This window comes from Alistipes sp. CAG:29 (assembly GCF_000435435.1).
In the GTDB taxonomy this organism is placed as follows: Bacteria; Bacteroidota; Bacteroidia; order Bacteroidales; family Rikenellaceae; genus Alistipes; species Alistipes onderdonkii.
Genome location: NZ_FR893466.1, coordinates 54,353 through 68,849, shown reverse-complemented (window position 1 = coordinate 68,849; position 14,497 = coordinate 54,353). Strand labels below are relative to the sequence as shown.

At 58.9% G+C, this 14,497-nt stretch carries 15 protein-coding genes; 7 read left to right on the top strand and 8 right to left on the bottom strand.

Translation table 11 applies throughout. The annotated features are described in order from the left end of the window. The first annotated feature begins 155 nt into the window (after positions 1–155). The 3 genes from ppdK to QVP03_RS07260 all read left to right on the top strand — a co-directional run bounded on the left by ppdK (position 156) and on the right by QVP03_RS07260 (position 4,395). Positions 156–2,885, top strand: a complete 2,730-nt coding sequence (gene ppdK / locus QVP03_RS07270) for a pyruvate, phosphate dikinase (protein WP_022332851.1) — start codon at positions 156–158, stop codon at positions 2,883–2,885. Positions 2,886–3,073: 188 nt separating this feature from the next. Continuing rightward, positions 3,074–3,562: an outer membrane beta-barrel protein gene (locus QVP03_RS07265; RefSeq protein WP_022332850.1), complete on the top strand. Its 489-nt coding sequence runs from the start codon at positions 3,074–3,076 to the stop codon at positions 3,560–3,562. A 302-nt stretch (positions 3,563–3,864) separates the two neighbouring features. Then, positions 3,865–4,395 (top strand): outer membrane beta-barrel protein, encoded by a 531-nt coding sequence (locus QVP03_RS07260; RefSeq protein WP_018694946.1) that lies wholly within the window; start codon positions 3,865–3,867, stop codon positions 4,393–4,395. Between the two features lie 294 nt (positions 4,396–4,689). On the opposite strand, the gene def is transcribed toward QVP03_RS07260, so the two are convergent. From def to QVP03_RS07220, 8 genes are all read right to left on the bottom strand, one after another. Beyond that, positions 4,690–5,235: a peptide deformylase gene (gene def / locus QVP03_RS07255; RefSeq protein ID WP_018694945.1), complete on the bottom strand. Its 546-nt coding sequence runs from the start codon at positions 5,233–5,235 to the stop codon at positions 4,690–4,692. After that, positions 5,232–5,645: a Holliday junction resolvase RuvX gene (gene ruvX / locus QVP03_RS07250; protein WP_018694944.1), complete on the bottom strand. Its 414-nt coding sequence runs from the start codon at positions 5,643–5,645 to the stop codon at positions 5,232–5,234. Before ruvX ends, def begins: the two co-directional genes overlap by 4 nt. Before the next feature lie 3 nt (positions 5,646–5,648). After that, complete coding sequence (locus QVP03_RS07245) at positions 5,649–5,810, bottom strand: hypothetical protein (RefSeq protein ID WP_022332849.1); 162 nt, start codon at positions 5,808–5,810, stop codon at positions 5,649–5,651. 10 nt (positions 5,811–5,820) lie between these two features. Next, positions 5,821–7,365 (bottom strand): glycine--tRNA ligase, encoded by a 1,545-nt coding sequence (locus tag QVP03_RS07240; protein WP_022332848.1) that lies wholly within the window; start codon positions 7,363–7,365, stop codon positions 5,821–5,823. A gap of 416 nt (positions 7,366–7,781) precedes the next feature. After that, the gene (locus QVP03_RS07235; protein WP_022332847.1) at positions 7,782–8,414 is read right to left on the bottom strand and encodes a JAB domain-containing protein; all 633 of its coding nucleotides are present in this window, start codon (positions 8,412–8,414) and stop codon (positions 7,782–7,784) included. 147 nt (positions 8,415–8,561) lie between these two features. Continuing rightward, entirely contained in the window at positions 8,562–9,260 is a 699-nt protein-coding gene (rnc, locus tag QVP03_RS07230) for a ribonuclease III (protein WP_055203730.1), read from the bottom strand. A gap of 97 nt (positions 9,261–9,357) precedes the next feature. Continuing rightward, positions 9,358–10,605, bottom strand: coding sequence for a beta-ketoacyl-ACP synthase II (fabF, locus tag QVP03_RS07225; protein ID WP_022332845.1), 1,248 nt, complete (start codon positions 10,603–10,605; stop codon positions 9,358–9,360). A gap of 42 nt (positions 10,606–10,647) precedes the next feature. Further along, the gene (locus QVP03_RS07220) at positions 10,648–10,884 is read right to left on the bottom strand and encodes an acyl carrier protein (protein WP_018694937.1); all 237 of its coding nucleotides are present in this window, start codon (positions 10,882–10,884) and stop codon (positions 10,648–10,650) included. Positions 10,885–11,062: 178 nt separating this feature from the next. Between QVP03_RS07220 and pepE the strand changes: the two genes are divergently transcribed. The 4 genes from pepE (at position 11,063) to QVP03_RS07200 (ending at position 14,391) form a co-directional block, all read left to right on the top strand. Further along, complete coding sequence (gene pepE, locus QVP03_RS07215) at positions 11,063–11,764, top strand: dipeptidase PepE (RefSeq protein WP_022332844.1); 702 nt, start codon at positions 11,063–11,065, stop codon at positions 11,762–11,764. A 53-nt stretch (positions 11,765–11,817) separates the two neighbouring features. Continuing rightward, positions 11,818–12,660, top strand: coding sequence for a prephenate dehydrogenase (locus QVP03_RS07210; RefSeq protein ID WP_022332843.1), 843 nt, complete (start codon positions 11,818–11,820; stop codon positions 12,658–12,660). 5 nt (positions 12,661–12,665) lie between these two features. Continuing rightward, positions 12,666–13,031: a YraN family protein gene (locus QVP03_RS07205; RefSeq protein WP_022332842.1), complete on the top strand. Its 366-nt coding sequence runs from the start codon at positions 12,666–12,668 to the stop codon at positions 13,029–13,031. A 133-nt stretch (positions 13,032–13,164) separates the two neighbouring features. Next, on the top strand, positions 13,165–14,391 hold the full coding sequence (locus QVP03_RS07200; protein WP_022332841.1) for a 3-deoxy-D-manno-octulosonic acid transferase: 1,227 nt from the start codon (positions 13,165–13,167) through the stop codon (positions 14,389–14,391). The last annotated feature ends 106 nt before the right edge of the window (positions 14,392–14,497 follow it).

Below are 14,497 nucleotides of genomic sequence, written 5' to 3'. Positions count from 1 at the left end.
GGAAAAGTTTTTATATATTCGCATTCCCAACGGCGAATATGAATTCTTTGACGAGGCGGTAACAGGAATGTCACCGCAATTTTCGTCTGTGAAAAGCGGCAAGTTGACAAAAAATTTATAAATTTATATACCAATTAAATTAACCAAGAAAAATTATGGCAGACGTTAAACGAGTCTACACCTTCGGCAACAAGGAAGCCGAAGGCAACGGCAAAATGCGTGAGCTGCTCGGCGGCAAGGGTGCGAACCTCGCGGAGATGAACCTCATCGGCATCCCCGTCCCCCCGGGCTTCACGATCACCACGGAAGTATGTTCCGAATATTACGCCCACGGCAAGGACGCCGTGATCCAGATGCTCCGTCCCGAAGTGGAGAAGGCGATGAAAAATATCGAGAAGCTCACCGGGATGAAATTCGGCGACAAGGAGATGCCGCTGCTGGTGTCGGTACGCTCGGGAGCCCGCGCTTCGATGCCCGGCATGATGGACACGATCCTCAACCTGGGTATGAACGACCAGGCCGTGGAAGCCGTCGCCAAGCGTACGGGCAACCCCCGTTTCGCATGGGACTCGTACCGCCGTTTCGTACAGATGTACGGCGACGTGGTGCTGGGCATGAAACCCGAATCGAAAGAAGACCACGATCCGTTCGAGGTAATCATCGAGGAGCAGAAACACAAACGCGGCGTGAAGAACGACACCGACCTGACGACCGACGACCTGAAGGAGCTGGTCAGGAACTTCAAGGCTGCCGTCAAGAAGCAGACCGGCGAGGACTTCCCGGCATGTCCCTGGGATCAGCTCTGGGGCGCCGTCTGCGCCGTATTCGGTTCGTGGATGAACGACCGCGCCATCCTCTACCGCAAGCTCAACAACATCCCCGCCGAGTGGGGAACGGCCGTGACCGTACAGGCCATGGTATTCGGCAACATGGGCAGCAACTCGGCGACGGGCGTAGCCTTCTCGCGCGACGCCGCGACGGGTGAAAACCTCTTCAACGGCGAATACCTCATCAATGCCCAGGGCGAGGACGTCGTGGCCGGCATCCGCACCCCGCAGCAGATCACCCTCGAAGGGTCGAAGCGCTGGGCGGCCGCACAGAACATCTCCGAGGAAGACCGCCGCACGAAATATCCCTCGCTCGAAGAGGTCATGCCGGTGGTTTACAAGGAACTCGATGAGATCCAGCACCACCTGGAGCAGTATTTCAAGGACATGCAGGACATCGAGTTCACAATCCAGGACGGCAAGTTGTGGATGCTCCAGTGCCGCAACGGCAAACGCACCGGCGCGGCCATGGTCAAGATCGCGATGGATATGCTCCGCGAAGGGCTGATCGACGAACGCACGGCCGTGCTTCGCTGCGAGCCCGCGAAGCTCGACGAGCTGCTCCACCCCGTATTCGACAAGAAGGCCATCACCAATGCACAGGTCATCACCAAGGGCCTTCCCGCATCGCCGGGCGCCGCGACGGGCCCCGTGGTATTCTTCGCCGAAGATGCCGAGAAAACCCTCGCCCAAACCGGTCAGAAAGCGATCCTCGTGCGCATCGAAACTTCGCCCGAAGACCTCAAGGGCATGCTCGACGCCGCCGGCATCCTCACCGCCCGCGGCGGTATGACCTCGCATGCGGCCGTCGTCGCACGCGGCATGGGCAAGTGCTGCGTATCGGGCGCCGGGGAGCTGGAGATAGACTATAAAACCCGCACGATCAAAGTCAACGGCTTCACCGTCAAGGAGGGCGACTGGATCTCGCTCAACGGTTCGACGGGCGAAGTTTACCTGGGACAGGTAGCCACGATGGCCGCCGACCTGAGCGGCGACTTCGGCCAGCTGATGGATCTGGCAGGCAAATACGCCGTGCTGAAAGTCCGCGCCAATGCCGACACGCCGAAGGATGCCGCACAGGCATTCGGGTTCGGCGCCGAGGGCATCGGCCTCTGCCGCACGGAGCACATGTTCTTCGAGGGCGACCGCATCAAGGCTTTCCGCGAAATGATCCTCGCCGACGACGAGGCCGGACGCCGCGTGGCACTGGCCAAGTTGCTGCCCATCCAGCGCAGCGACTTCGAAGGCCTGTTCAAGGCCATGAACGGCTTCCCCGTGACCGTCCGCCTGCTCGACCCGCCCCTGCACGAGTTCGTGCCGCACGACGAGAAAGGCCAGAAGGAGATGGCCCGTGAGATGGACGTCCCCCTCCAGAAGATCGTCGCCAAGGTCGAGTCGCTGGCCGAATTCAACCCCATGCTGGGACACCGCGGCTGCCGTCTGGGCAACACCTACCCCGAGATCACCGAGATGCAGGCGCGCGCCATCATCGAGGCGGCCATGAACGTCCGTGCACAGGGCACCCCCGTACACGTCGAAATCATGGTTCCGCTCGTGGGCAACCACAAGGAGCTGCGCTACCAGAAGGGCATCATCGACTCGACGGCCGAACAGGTGTTCTCGGAACGCAACGACAAGATCGACTACATGGTCGGCACGATGATCGAGGTTCCCCGCGCAGCCGTGACCGCCCACCAAATCGCCGAGGTCGCCGAGTTCTTCTCGTTCGGCACCAACGACCTGACGCAGATGACGCTGGGCTTCTCGCGCGACGACATCGGCAAGTTCCTGCCGATCTACCTCGACAAGGGCATCCTGAAGAACGACCCGTTCCAGATCCTCGACCAGAACGGCGTGGGACAGCTGATCCGCGAGGCCGTATTCAAGGGCCGCGGCAAGCGCCCGATGCTCAAGTGCGGCATCTGCGGCGAGCACGGCGGCGAACCTTCGTCGGTCGAATTCTGCCACTACGCGGGCCTGAACTACGTGAGCTGCTCGCCGTTCCGCGTGCCCATCGCACGCCTGGCGGCCGCCCACGCAGCCCTCAAGGAGAAATAAGCCTTCACCCGGCAACCGCCGGAACACCCATACCAGCGAAAGCCTGCGGCGTGCATGCCGCGGGCTTTCGTTTTTAGCGACAAAAAAGTCCGGTTCGTTGAAAAATTTTTGCCGTGGCGGATAAGTTTTGTATATTTGTTCTGGCAAACAGTATTATTCGCAACTTTTGTTAAATTAAAGCAACAGACATGAAAAAGATTTTTCTTACGGTGATCGTCGTGCTTTTAGCAGTAACGACGGTTTCGGCACAGTACAAGGGCGACTGGGGAGTTGGCCCCAAAATCGGGGTATACACGAATGCGGGTGCCGACGGAGCCATCTTCGGTATCGGTGCGGCCGGACAGTACAGCATCACCGACAACTGGCGTGTAGCTCCCAGTATCCTGGCCCTTTGCAAGACGGATTGCTCGGTGGATATCAGCGCCGACGTACAATACCTGTTCAACATCGCCCCCGACTGGCATATCTATCCGCTGGCAGGTATCAGCGCCAACGACATCGGCGACTGGTCGTGCGGTATCAACCTCGGCGGCGGCGCGGACTTCTCGATCACCCGCAACTGGGACGTTTCGGCCGGCTTCAAATGGATGATCCAGACCGCCAAGGATTATGTACCCGGCTTTGTGAAGCGCAGGAACCCCATCGTTATCAATATCGGCGCGACGTACAGGTTCTAAGCCCCATCCCGAGAGGAAACAAAATCCCGGCACTTATTCGTAAGTGCCGGGATTTTTCATGTCCGCAGCCCCGATCCCGGCTATCCCGTGCCGGCTGAATAGCTTCCGCCGGATACAGGAAGCGACGGCGGAAGTTGCAAAAGTGTGATCCGCAAAATCCGAAAAACACATATCACGGCACGAGTGTTGTACGTCGTTCAGGCGACAAGGCAGCGCATCGGAGAGGTCGTCCCCAGCCGGGATGGGATCCTGTGACTAATTGACAACCACTTGATTATTCATATAAAATTAAACTGAAAGCCATGAAAAAAATTCTTCTGATTGCAACCGCGGCATTGTTTGCCTGGACGGCGTCCGCCCAGGACAACAACTACCGCAACACCCGTGACAACAACCGCAATGCGGCCCAGGCAGGCAATTACCGCAGCACGCCGGAAAATTACCGCAGCGCCGTGGGCCCGCGCGTGAACTTCTATACCAATACGGGCGACGCATCCGTCGGGATCGGTGCTTACTACCGGTACAGTTTCGATTCCCACTGGCGTATCGAACCGTCGATCTATGTCCTGACGGAAAAGGACAGTTCGGTCGACATCAATTTCGACGCCCACTACGTATTCCGCATCGCCGACTGGTGGGGCGTCTATCCCCAGGTGGGCGTTGTCGCCAATGACATCAAGGACTGGGCATTCGGCATGAGCGTCGGCGGTGGTTTCGACTTCAACGTCGCGCGCCGCTGGAATATCTCCGCAGGTCTGAAATACGAACCCATGTTCGACAGCGGCCGCAGCAATCCGCTCGTGGTCTTCGTAGGCGCAGCATACAGGTTCTGACAGAGGCCGTTCCTGACGCAGACCGGCTTGCCTGACAAGTCCGCATTTTACGATTTCACCCCCGCCAGAGCAATCTCCGGCAGGGGTGAATTGTTTTGAGGAACTTGTCAGGCAGCCTTTCCCGTTTCGTCATGCGGCAAAACCGCCGGCTCCCCGGGGCTGTGCCGCTGCGAGGCAGCAGCCGGGACGAACGTCCCGTTTGCCATGGCAAGGCCGGAACAGCTTTCCCGCCGGACGCAACCTGCTGCACAGGCGACAGGCCGATCCCGCGGACGCATGGCCCCGGCATACGGGTCATTTGGTCTTATACGCGCAGCGGTATTTGCCCTTTGCCAGGTTCATCAGCTTTCCTTTCAGCAGGTTGCGGCGCAGGGGCGAAATCCGGTCTGTGAAGACGATGCCCTCGATGTGGTCGTATTCGTGCTGGATGACCCAGGCCTTCAGCCCGTGGAACTCCTCGTCGTGCTCGACGAAATCCTCGTCCATATAACGCATCCGGATCGCCAGCGAGCGGGGCACGTCGGCATGGATGCCGGGGAACGAGAGGCATCCCTCGTTGTAGGTCTTCTTTTCCTCCGACAAGGCATAGATCTCGGGGTTGATAAAGGCGCGCTTGTAGTCGGCGCACTCCGGGTCGTCCTCGCCCCAGGGTGTACAATCGACGATAAAAAGGCGGATATTCTTGCCGATCTGCGGTGCTGCCAGCCCGACGCCCTCGGCTTCGCCGAGCGTCAGGAACATGTCTTCCACGAGTTTCTTCACCTCGGGATAATCGGGCGTGATCCGCTCGCAGGGCTTGCGCAGCACGTCCGAACCATAAATTACTATCGGATAAATCATTTGTTAAACTCCATATAACTCTGTAAAATAATCGTGGCCGAGATCTTGTCCACCAGCGCCTTGTCCCGGCGCGCCATCTTGCCGATACCGCTTTCGAGCATCGTGCGGTGCGCCATCACCGAGGTGAAACGCTCGTCGTGGAAGACGACCTCCTTGTCGGGCCAGGCCTTCCGCAGGCGCACGGCCAGCGGCTCGATGAAACGCCACGTTTCCGAAGGCGTGCCGTCCATGCGCGAGGGCTTTCCCACCACGATGGTACTAACGTCCTCCGAGGCGAAATATTTTGCCAGCCACGCCTCAAGTCCCTTCGTATCGACCGTATCGAGCCCCCCGGCGATCAGACGCAGCGGATCGCTCACGGCAATCCCCGTGCGCTTCGTCCCGTAGTCTATGGCAAGTATCCGTCCCACGCACTAAAGGTTCGGGCCGGATTCGCCGCCCATATAACAGTAGTTCCTCAGCAGCCAGTCGGCCAGCATTCCGGCCGCCAGGCAAAGCAGCAGCGCCCACCAGGGGAAACGCCGTTTTTCACCCTCGACGATGCTGTCGGAATCGAAAATATTGAACCGGCCCATAATCGCCCCGCTACAGGTTCATTTTCCGGAACAGCTTGCGGTACGAGCACTCCTCTTCGACGAGCGAAGGCAGCGACTCGATCATGACGCGCTCCTGCTCCATCGTATCGCGGTGGCGCACCGTCACGGTGCCGTCCTCGAGCGTCTGCCCGTCGACGGTCACGCAGAACGGCGTACCGATGGCATCCTGGCGGCGGTAGCGCTTGCCGACGGAATCCTTCTCGTCGTAAACGACGTTGTAATCGTATTTGAGGTCGTCGACGATCCGCTGCGCCACCTCGGGCATGCCGTCTTTCTTCACCAGCGGCAGCACGGCCACCTTCACGGGCGCCAGCGCAGCCGGCAAACGCAGCACGACGCGCGAATCGCCGCCATCGAGCTGCTCCTCGGTGTAAGCCGCCGACATTACCTGCAGGAACATGCGGTCGACACCGATCGAGGTCTCGACGACATAGGGTACGTAGCTCTCGCCTGTTTCCGGGTCGAAATACTGGATCTTCTTGCCCGAGAATTTCTGGTGGTTGCCCAGGTCGAAATCCGTACGCGAATGGATGCCCTCGACCTCCTTGAAACCGAACGGGAAGTTGTATTCGATGTCGGTCGCGGCATTGGCATAGTGCGCCAGTTTGTCGTGGTCGTGGAAACGGTAGCGGTCGTCGCCGAAGCCCAGTGCACGGTGCCAGGCCATACGGGTCTCCTTCCACTGCTGCCACCACTTCATCTCCTCGCCGGGACGTACGAAGAACTGCATCTCCATCTGCTCGAATTCGCGCATGCGGAAGATGAACTGGCGGGCCACGATCTCGTTGCGGAACGCCTTTCCGATCTGCGCGATTCCGAACGGCAGTTTCATGCGGCCGGTCTTCTGCACGTTCAGGAAATTGACGAAGATACCCTGTGCCGTCTCGGGACGCAGGTAGATCGTATTGGCACCCTCGGACGTCGAGCCCATCTGGGTCGAGAACATCAGGTTGAACTGGCGCACCTCCGTCCAGTTGCGCGTACCCGAAATCGGGCACACGATCTCGCAGTCGACGATGATCTGGCGCAGTTCATTCAGGTCATTGGCGTTCTGGGCGGCCACGAAACGCTTGTGCACCTCGTCGCGCTTGGCCAGGGTCTCGGCCACGCGGGGCGAAGTCTCGCGGTACTTGGCCTCGTCGAACGACTCCCCGAAGCGCTTGCGGGCCTTCTCGACCTCTTTTTCGACCTTTTCATCCTGCTTGGCCAGCCAGTCTTCGATCAGCACGTCAGCGCGGTAACGCTTCTTCGAGTCCTTGTTGTCGATCAGCGGGTCGTTGAACGCACCGACATGGCCCGAAGCCTCCCACGTGCGGGGATGCATGAAGATCGCGGCATCCAGCCCCACGATATTCTCGTGCAGCTTGACCATCGAATCCCACCAATAACGCTTGATGTTATTCTTCAGCTCCACGCCGTTCTGGCCGTAGTCGTAGACGGCGCCGAGCCCGTCGTATATCTCGCTCGAGGGGAATACGAACCCGTACTCCTTGCAGTGCGCCACCAGTTTTTTGAAAAGTTCTTCCTGCGTCATTTTATCTTGTTTTTAAATTATTTTCCGAATTACAAAAGTACAAAATAATTGGGAACTACGTCTTTCCGTAGCGAATTTATTTCTATATTTGCCACGGCGGCCTGCCATGGGCCGCCGACATAAGAGACAAAAAAAGTGCATCGGCTTTTTTCTTCCGGCAGAAAATTGGACACTTTCCCGGACGGTAAGGAACGAAGGTTGATGCTCTCGCTGTTTTTCAGCGCGGGCATATTCTACCATTCTACCGTTCGGGTCGTCCAATACCTCTGCCGTGGATGTAGGATCGAGTCCGCGCTTTTGCGTCCCGCCCCGACGAAACGACCCAAACAAATGACGGGAACGATGAAACTTCTGATTGCGCTCATTGCCATCGCTATCATAGCAATATGCGGCAATGCCGGAAGTAAGAAATAGTGCTACACCAGCCCGGCGCGCAGGAACGAGAAATCGCCTTCGCGCGCTATGATTATGTGATCCAACAGCCGGATGTCGAACAACGCCGCAGCCTGTGCGACACGCTCGGTGAGCACCTTGTCCTGCGGACTGGGCGCCGCAGCCCCCGAAGGGTGGTTGTGAATCAGCACCAGCTGTGTGGCGAGCAGTTCCAACGCCCGTTTAACAACCAGCCTATGGTCGACGACCGTTCCCTGCACCCCGCCCTGGCTTATGCGCTGGCGCTCGATGATGCGGTTGGAAGAGGTGAGGTAAACCGCCCAACACTCCTCATAGGCAAGCGTTTCCAGCTGCGGGCGGAACAGCGCCACCACGTCGTCGCTCGTCGCAATGACATCCGCTTCCGCAGCCCGCGACGCCGCGACGCGGCGGCCGAACTCGGCGGCAGCAAGCAGCAGGCGGGCACGCCTGAGCCCCAACCCGCCGACCATCCGCAGGCGGGCTGCATCTTCCGACCCGATACGCGCGAGCGCCCCTCCGCAGGCCGCAAGCAACGCCCCGGCCGTCTGTTCGTCATCGGTCAGCACGGCCAGCAACTCCGCATCGCTGAGGGATTCGACGCCCCTCGCCGTCATCTTATCGGTAATCGTCTTCATAGGGAAAATATCAGGCAGGAAATCGGGTCTATATCGCGCAGTATGCGGAAAAGTTATCGGTCACAAAATCGAGCCGCATATCGTAAGCATCCGGCCGGCCCAGGGCATCAGCCGGGCTTTCCGCCGGCACCGGATTATAACCGAAAGTTATTGCGTCAGCCGGTCGACCCTGTCCAGCAGCGACGCGCACTGCTCGTCGGTCATGTACTCCGCCACGGAGAATGCGGCATGCTGCTCGGCCTCTTTCTTCGATTCGCCCGAGCCGTGCCCCACCTCTATGCCGTCGACCAGCACCGTGGAGTAAAATACGGGGTGGTTCGAGGAGTACTCCTTGTCGTTGCCCGTGCGGAATACAATCTTGAGGTGGTTTTTCTGGCACCACTCGATCAGCCGGCTCTTGAAGTCGGTCTCCGACTCGGTCAGTTCGTCGAGGTTCAGGGCCTGGAAATAAATTCGGTTGATCAGCAGCCGGTTGGTGAACTCATATCCCTGGTCGAGGTAAACGGCGCCTATCATCGCTTCGAAGGCATCGCCGTAGATGTGTTTCTGGGTAATGCTCGTACTGGCGTTCGAGATGACATGCCGATCCAGGCCGATTTTCACGGCCAACTCGTTGAGCGACTGCCTCGACACGATCTTCGACCGCAGCTGCGTGAGGAACCCCTCGTCCCGGTCGGGATATTCGATGAAAAGGTAGTCCGAGGTAACGGCCTCTATCACGGCGTCGCCCAGGAATTCGAGCCGCTCGTTGTTGATCGGGCGCCCGTCCTCCAGAACCAAAGAAGCTGACTTGTGAATCAAAGCCAGCTTGTAAAGTTCGATGTTGTTCGGGATAAACCCGAACATATCATCGACAACCTTATAATACGCCTTATCCCGCCCGAAATTCCTTCTAAGGGGGCGCAGTATGAAATCGAACACGGCCCGGACGGTTTTAGGGTAATCAGATCTTACGGAAAATGACCGTGGAGTTATGTCCGCCGAAACCGAACGTATTGCTCAGGGCACACCTCACTTCGCGCTTCTGCGCCTTGTTCAGCGTGAGGTTCAGGTTCGGGTCGATCTCCGGGTCGAGGTTGTCGCAGTTGATGGTCGGGGGAATCACGCCGTGCGTGATGGCGAAGATGCAGGCCAGGGCCTCGGCAGCTCCGGCAGCACCCAGCAGGTGACCGGTCATCGACTTGGTGGAAGAGATATTGACGTTATAAACGTGGTCGCCCAACACACCGGCGACAGCCTTCAGTTCGGGGATGTCGCCCGCGGGGGTCGAGGTACCGTGGACATTCACATAATCGATATCTTCGGGTTTGATGCCGGCGTCCTTGATGGCGTCGCGCATCGACTTCATGGCACCCTTTCCTTCGGGATGGGGGGCGGTGAAGTGGTAAGCGTCGGCAGAAGCGCCGCCGCCGATGATCTCGCAGTAGATCTTGGCACCGCGGGCCTTGGCATGTTCATACTCCTCGAAGATCAGGGCACCGGCGCCTTCGCCGATCACAAAACCGTCGCGATCCTTGTCGAACGGACGCGAAGCGTGCTGCGGGTCGTCGTTGCGCGTGGAGAGCGCCTGCATGGAGTTGAACCCGCCGACACTCGGCTCGTTGACCGCAGCTTCGGAGCCTCCGGCCACCATCACGTCGGCCTTCCCGTAGCGGATGGCGTCGAACGCGGCGATCATACCGTGGTTCGAAGATGCGCACGCAGACACCGTGCAGTAGTTCGGCCCCATGAAGCCGTACTTCATGGAGATGAAGCCGGCGGCGATGTCGGAGATCATGCGGGGAATAAAGAACGGGCTAAACCGCGGGGTTCCATCCCCTGCGGCCCAGCCCAGACACTCATCGAAGAAAGATTTGATTCCTCCGATGCCCGAACTCCAGATCACACCCACCTGCTCCTTGTCGACGGCCTCGAGGTCGAGCGCCGAATCCTCGACGGCCTGCGTGGCCGCGATCAGGGCATACTGGGTGAAAAGGTCGTACTTGCGTACTTCCTTACGGTCGAAATAGAGGTTCGAGTCGTAATTCTTTACTTCACAAGCAAACTTCGTCTTAAACTTCTCTGCATCGAAATGAGTAATCGGTGCGGCACCGCTGACTCCCTTCTCCAAATTCGAAAAATACTCTTCAATATTATTACCGAGCGGGTTGATCGTACCGATGCCCGTAACAACTACTCTTCTTTCTGTCATAAATTTAAGGCTATAAGAGGCTGTGAAAGCTCTTTTTATAAATTATTTCTTGTGCTCTTCGATATACTTGATAGCGTCGCCAACGGTAGCGATCTTCTCAGCGTCCTCGTCCGGAATCTGGATATCGAAAGCCTTCTCGAACTCCATGATCAATTCTACGGTGTCGAGCGAATCAGCACCCAGATGGTTGGTGAAGCTTGCTTCGGGTACAACCTCCGATTCCTTGACACCCAGTTTGTCGACGATGATCTCGACAACTTTTGATTGAACTTCTGACATAATTTTAATTTTTTAGTTAAACAATTATTTGGAAATAGTTCTTTCGTATTTCCGGGGTAATTTTGCGCAAAAGTAACACTTTTTTTATTACTTTTGACAAAACAGACCTTTTTTTTATTCACAACTTTTTCGACATTTAGCACATTTTTCAAATTAACCGATTCAAAACCATAGGCTTATGAAATTGCTTCTGATCTCGAATTCGACCAACGCCGGAGAGGAATACCTCCGCTATCCGATGCCCGAAATCGGGCGTTTCCTGCAGGGCGTCAGCGAAATCGTATTCGTCCCCTATGCCGCCGTGACATTTTCCTACGCCGAGTACGAAAAAAAGGTGCAGGCACGCCTCTCGGAGCTGGGTATCCGCGTGCGCTCGGTACACCGGGCCAAAGACCCCGCGCGCATGGTACGCGAAGCGGAAGCCCTGTGCGTCGGGGGCGGCAACACCTTCGCGCTGGCAAAAAAGATGCAGGAGCAGGGGCTTATGGCTGCCATCCTGCGTAAAATCAAGGCCGGGACTCCCTATGTCGGCTGGTCGGCGGGCAGCAACGTGGCATGTCCCACCATCTGCACCACAAACGACATGCCCATCGTCGAGCCACAGTCGTTCAGGGCTGTCGGAGCCGTAAAGTTCCAGATAAACCCCCACTACCTCGACGCCAACCCCGAGGGGCACGCCGGAGAGACGCGCGAGCAGCGCATCCTCGAATACATCGAGGCCAACCCGCGGCGCTGGGTCGCCGGGCTGCGCGAAGGGTGCATGCTCCGCCATGCGGAGGGGAAACTCGAACTGATCGGCAAGCGCCCGATGCGCATGTTCCGCAAGGGCATGGAGCCCTTCGAAGTACAACCGGGCAGCGACCTGTCGTTCCTGCTCTAATCCCCGGCCGGAAGCGCTTCTGGCCGCAATCAAAAATATTTATATAAATAGGTATGAAAGTTCTGATAGCGGGCATGGGCCTCATAGGCGGCTCTTTTGCCCTCGCGTTGCGCGACCGCGGCATAGCGGACGAAATACTCGGCACAGACAGTTCCGAGGAGAACGCCGCCGAGGCACTGCGGCTCGGGCTGGCCGACCGCATCGTGGCGTTCGAAGAGGGCATCCCACAGGCCGACCTCGTGGTGCTGGCCACCCCTGTCGATACAATTCCCCTGATGGCCGTAAAAGCCCTCAACCGCGTAAACGGCAGCCAGGTGGTGATGGATTTGGGTTCCATCAAGGCCGAATTGTGCGAAGTTATCTCGATGCACGCCCGCCGCGGGCGCTTCGTAGCCGCCCATCCGATGTGGGGCACCGAATACAGCGGGCCGCGCGCCGCACAGCACGGCGCCTTCACGGGGCGCAACGTCGTATTGTGCGAAGTGGAGCGGAGCGACCCCGACGCGCTGGCGATGGCCGAGCGGATCTTCCGCACGCTGGAGGCACCCGCCGTCTACATGGACGCCGAGGAGCACGACCTGCATGCGGCCTATGTGTCGCACATCTCCCACATCACCTCGTTCGCGCTGGCGCTGACCGTGCTCGAGAAGGAACGCGAGGAGCGGCACATCTTCGACCTGGCGGGCGGCGGGTTCGAGAGCACCGTGCGGCTGGCCAAGAGCTCGGCCGCCACGTGGGTGCCGATCATGCTGCGCAACAAATACAACCTGCTGGACGTGCTGCGCGAGCATATCCACCAGTTGCAGATCATGCGCCGGATGATCGAGCGCGACGACGCCGAAGGGCTGAAGGCCGCCTTCGACCGGGCCAACTCGATCCAGCGCATCATCCACTGACAGGCATGAGTACGACGGCCGAAACGGGACGTGCGGGCGAACGGGCCGCGGCGGAGTACCTCCGCCGTGCGGGGTATGAAATCTGCGCCCTCAACTGGCGCAGCGGCCGCTACGAACTGGACATCGTGGCCCGCAAGGCGGGGATCGTGCATTTCGTGGAGGTCAAGACCCGCAGGGCCGGCTCCCTGACGCCGCCCGAGGCTGCCGTCACGCCGCAGAAGTTCCGCGCACTGACGCGGGCGGCCGTGCGTTACCTGGCCGCAACGGGCGGGCAGGACGAGGCGCAGTTCGACCTGGCGGCCGTGGACGTGATGCCCGACGGGCACATGGAGGTACGCCTGGTGGAGCAGGCGATGGAATACAACTGGTAATTTTGCATTTCCGACAAATTATACTACCTTTGTCGCACTGAAAATGAAAGCCCTGCGTACAGGGCCGGAAAACCCGGGCCCGCCCGGCGAACGTTAACGTATAGTATTTCAACACCGCAAACCGTAAACACCGATGTGGTTATATAATTTCGGTCTGACACTCTATGTGTGGCTCATCCGGCTGGTCGCACCGAGGCATCCGAAGGCACGGCTATGGATAGACGGGCGCAAAGACCTCTATAAACGCATGGCCGAGACCATCGACCCGACCGACCGCATCGTCTGGGTGCACGTCGCGTCGCTCGGCGAATTCGAACAGGGGCGCCCCATCATCGAACGCATCCGCAAGACCCATCCCGAATACAAGATCCTGCTCACGTTCTTCTCGCCTTCGGGCTACGAAGTCCGCAAGAATTACCAGGGCGTGGATTACATCTTCTACCTGCCGATCGACACGCCGCGCAACGCCCGCCGGTTCCTCGATGCGGCGCATCCCGAAATCGCAATCTTCGTAAAATACGAATTCTGGCTTAACCTGCTGCGCGACCTGCGCCGCCGCAAGGTGCGCACCTATATCGTCTCGGCCATCTTCCGCCGCAACTCGATCTTCTTCCGCCCCTACGGCGGCATGTGGAGGCAGGCGCTGGAGTCCTTCGACGTGATGTTCGTGCAGAACGAGGAGTCGAAAAAGCTGCTGGCCGGGCTGGGCTTCGACAACGTGATCGTAGCGGGCGACACGCGTTTCGACCGCGTGGCCGAAATCGCCGCCGCAGCCAAACATATCGACATCATAGACCGGTTCAAGGGGGACAAACGCCTCTTCGTGGCGGGTTCGACCTGGAACCCGGACGAAGAGCTGCTGATCCGCCTGATAAACGACAACCCCGACGTGAAATTCATCGTGGCTCCGCACGAGATGGACGAAGGCCGCATGGCACGCCTCGCGGCCGAGGCCAAGGGCGGGACGCTCCGCTACACGCAGTGCACGCCCCACACGGCCTACGGGTCGAAGCAACTGCTGATCCTCGACACGGTGGGGATCCTGGCGTCGGTCTACGGCTACGCGACGTGGAGCTATATCGGCGGCGGGTTCGGCGTGGGGATACACAACACGCTCGAAGCGGCGACATTCGGGCTTCCGGTGGCATTCGGCCCCAACTACGCGAAATTCAAGGAGGCACGCGACCTGGTGACGCTCGGCGCTGCCCGTCCGGTGAAAAACTACGACGAACTGCGCACGTGGTTCATCCCCTTGCGCGACAACGAGGATTTCCTGCAGAAAACAAGCCGTATAGCCAAAGACTACACCACCCGTCACCAGGGCGCCACGAACATCATCGTCAAGACCATCTTCCATTAGCCGTCCCCAAAGAGGGGACTATCGGTGGCCCCCCCGGAAAGGCCGCGAAAAAAGCCACGGAAAGGCCACGGAAAGGCCGCGGAAAGGCCGCGGAAAGGCCGCGGAC

Coding starts and splice junctions, on each gene's coding strand:
- def (WP_018694945.1), bottom strand. CDS start 5,235: ATGATTTATCCGATAGTAATTTATGGTTCGGACGTGCTGCGCAAGCCC.
- QVP03_RS07265 (WP_022332850.1), top strand. CDS start 3,074: ATGAAAAAGATTTTTCTTACGGTGATCGTCGTGCTTTTAGCAGTAACG.
- rnc (WP_055203730.1), bottom strand. CDS start 9,260: ATGTTCGGGTTTATCCCGAACAACATCGAACTTTACAAGCTGGCTTTG.
- fabF (WP_022332845.1), bottom strand. CDS start 10,605: ATGACAGAAAGAAGAGTAGTTGTTACGGGCATCGGTACGATCAACCCG.
- ppdK (WP_022332851.1), top strand. CDS start 156: ATGGCAGACGTTAAACGAGTCTACACCTTCGGCAACAAGGAAGCCGAA.
- QVP03_RS07240 (WP_022332848.1), bottom strand. CDS start 7,365: ATGACGCAGGAAGAACTTTTCAAAAAACTGGTGGCGCACTGCAAGGAG.
- QVP03_RS07245 (WP_022332849.1), bottom strand. CDS start 5,810: ATGGGCCGGTTCAATATTTTCGATTCCGACAGCATCGTCGAGGGTGAA.
- QVP03_RS07210 (WP_022332843.1), top strand. CDS start 11,818: ATGAAAGTTCTGATAGCGGGCATGGGCCTCATAGGCGGCTCTTTTGCC.
- QVP03_RS07260 (WP_018694946.1), top strand. CDS start 3,865: ATGAAAAAAATTCTTCTGATTGCAACCGCGGCATTGTTTGCCTGGACG.
- QVP03_RS07200 (WP_022332841.1), top strand. CDS start 13,165: ATGTGGTTATATAATTTCGGTCTGACACTCTATGTGTGGCTCATCCGG.
- QVP03_RS07205 (WP_022332842.1), top strand. CDS start 12,666: ATGAGTACGACGGCCGAAACGGGACGTGCGGGCGAACGGGCCGCGGCG.
- QVP03_RS07220 (WP_018694937.1), bottom strand. CDS start 10,884: ATGTCAGAAGTTCAATCAAAAGTTGTCGAGATCATCGTCGACAAACTG.
- QVP03_RS07235 (WP_022332847.1), bottom strand. CDS start 8,414: ATGAAGACGATTACCGATAAGATGACGGCGAGGGGCGTCGAATCCCTC.
- pepE (WP_022332844.1), top strand. CDS start 11,063: ATGAAATTGCTTCTGATCTCGAATTCGACCAACGCCGGAGAGGAATAC.